The following is a 2479-nucleotide window of genomic DNA, read 5'->3' on the forward strand; positions in this document are numbered from 1 at the left end:
CGGGACGGCGCGGGCCGAGCGGCCGGCGCGGCCGGCGCGGCCGGCGCGGCCGTCAGCGTCGTGACCGCGATGACGAACGCGGTCACCGTGGCTGCGAGCATGGTCCGGGCACCCCGAGTCATCCCGCGATGATCCCACGCCCGATTGGGCCCGGGAAGCGATCCCGCGCTACGCTTCCTCGGTTGCCTGCCTGCAGGCGACTGCCGTCCAACGGCCGCGGAACCAGAGTGCCCGGGTGAACAGGCCCCGGCGCGCCGCGCAGCGAGAGAGCCCGCGAGGGCCGGAAGGAGCCCGCATGTCGATCGGTACCGACGCGGAGACCAAGAAGAAGATCATCGCCGAGTACGCCACGACCGAGGGCGACACCGGCTCGCCCGAGGTGCAGATCGCGCTGCTCAGCCACCGCATCAGCCACCTCACCGAGCACCTCAAGCAGCACAAGCACGACCACCACAGCCGGCGCGGCCTGCTGCTGCTGGTCGGCCAGCGCCGCCGGCTGCTCAACTACCTGCAGAAGACCGAGATCGAGCGCTACCGGTCCATTGTCGAGCGCCTCGGCCTGCGTCGCTGACCTCGGCGCCCCTGCGGAGCGTCCGCTGCGTTGTCGGCGCTCGACGGCCGCTCCGCTCAAAGGCCGCCTTCGCGCCTCCGCCTTGCGGCCGCACGCGCAGGAGCACCGAGGTGTGCCTGACTGTTTCACCGCTTCGTCAGGTCACGCGCTGGACGCCGCTTCGTGATGGCGGCGTCCGGCGCGTTTCCGCATATCGGAGCATCCCGGCTAGATTCACCGTGAACAACATCTGAAAACACCAGGAGCGACCCGCCCGTTCTGGCTCGGTCCTCGGTAGTGGCTCTCAGGATCCCGGCTCCGACCGGCGATCTGCGGGCCTCGATCGAAGACCGGCTCTCTTCAGCGGGACGCCGCGGATCGCTCCGCGACAGAAGAGGGACACACCCTTGACCGAACCCGAGATCTCTGCCGTCGAGACCGTTCTGGACAACGGCAAGTTCGGCACCCGCACCGTCAAGTTCGAGACCGGGCTGCTCGCCCGCCAGGCCGCCGGATCGGTGACCGCCTACCTCGACGACGACACCATGCTGCTGTCGGCCACCACGGCCGGCAAGCACCCCAAGGACCACTTCGACTTCTTCCCCCTGACGATCGACGTCGAGGAGCGGATGTACGCCGCGGGCAAGATCCCCGGCTCGTTCTTCCGCAGCGAGGGTCGCCCGGGCGAGGACGCGATCCTCACCTGCCGTCTCATCGACCGGCCGCTGCGCCCGACCTTCAAGAAGGGTCTGCGCAACGAGGTCCAGGTCGTCATCACCGTGATGGCGCTCAACCCCGACACGCCGTACGACGTGCTCGCGATCAACGCCGCCTCGCTGTCGACCCAGCTCTCGGGCCTGCCGTTCTCCGGCCCCGTGGGCGGCGTCCGCGTCGCGCTGATCGAGGGCCAGTGGGTGGCGTTCCCGACCCACAGCCAGCTCGAGAACGCGGTGTTCGACATGGTCGTGGCCGGCCGGGTCACCTCGACCGGCGACGTGGCGATCATGATGGTCGAGGCCGAGGCGACCGAGCAGACCTGGGGCCTGGTCCGGTCCGGCGTCCAGGCGCCGACCGAGGAGGTCGTCGCCGGTGGCCTCGACGCCGCCAAGCCGTTCATCAAGCAGCTGTGCGAGGCCCAGCAGGAGCTCGCCAACGTGGCCGCCAAGCCGGTCCAGGAGTTCCCGGTCTTCCTCGACTACGAGGACGACGTCTACGAGGCCGTCGAGGCGGCCGTGAAGGCCGACCTCGCCGCGGCGATGAAGATCGCCGACAAGACCGAGCGCAACGACCGCACCGACGAGCTCAAGGACGAGGTCCTCGCCAAGCTCGGAGAGCAGTTCGAGGGCCGCGAGAAGGAGATCGGCGCGGCGTTCCGCTCGGTCAACAAGCAGGTCGTCCGCGAGAGCATCCTGCGCGACAAGGTCCGCATCGACGGCCGCGGCCTGGCCGACATCCGGCCGCTGCACGCCGAGGTCGGCGTGATCCCGCGGGTGCACGGCTCGGCGCTGTTCGAGCGCGGCGAGACCCAGATCCTGGGCGTCACCACGCTGGACATGCTCAAGATGGAGCAGCAGCTCGACACGCTCTCGCCCGAGACGCACCGCCGCTACATGCACAAGTACGTCTTCCCGCCGTTCTCCACCGGTGAGACCGGCCGGGTCGGCTCGCCGAAGCGTCGCGAGGTCGGCCACGGCGCCCTCGCGCGCCGCGCCTTGCTGCCCGTGCTGCCCTCCCGCGAGGAGTTCCCCTACGCGATCCGCCAGCTGTCCGAGGCGATGGGCTCCAACGGCTCCACGTCGATGGGCTCGGTCTGTGCGTCCACGCTGTCGCTGCTGCAGGCCGGCGTGCCGCTCAAGGCGCCGGTCGCCGGCATCGCGATGGGCCTGATCTCCGGCGAGGTCGACGGCAAGACCGAGTACGTCGCGCTCA

The 2479-nt window shown here is 70.0% G+C and carries 2 protein-coding genes; both read left to right on the plus strand.

Translation table 11 applies throughout. From position 1 onward, the window contains the following. Positions 1-295: 295 nt before the first annotated feature. Positions 296-571, plus strand: a complete 276-nt coding sequence (gene rpsO, locus VGD85_RS16920; RefSeq protein WP_116572135.1) for a 30S ribosomal protein S15 — start codon at positions 296-298, stop codon at positions 569-571. Between the two features lie 386 nt (positions 572-957). Then, positions 958-2479: polyribonucleotide nucleotidyltransferase (locus tag VGD85_RS16925; RefSeq protein ID WP_331064604.1), on the plus strand; the 1522-nt coding region annotated here is incomplete at its 3' end.

It is taken from the genome of Nocardioides sp. (assembly GCF_036401255.1).
Taxonomy (GTDB): domain Bacteria; phylum Actinomycetota; class Actinomycetes; order Propionibacteriales; family Nocardioidaceae; genus Nocardioides.

Coding starts and splice junctions, on each gene's coding strand:
- rpsO (WP_116572135.1), top strand. CDS start 296: ATGTCGATCGGTACCGACGCGGAGACCAAGAAGAAGATCATCGCCGAG.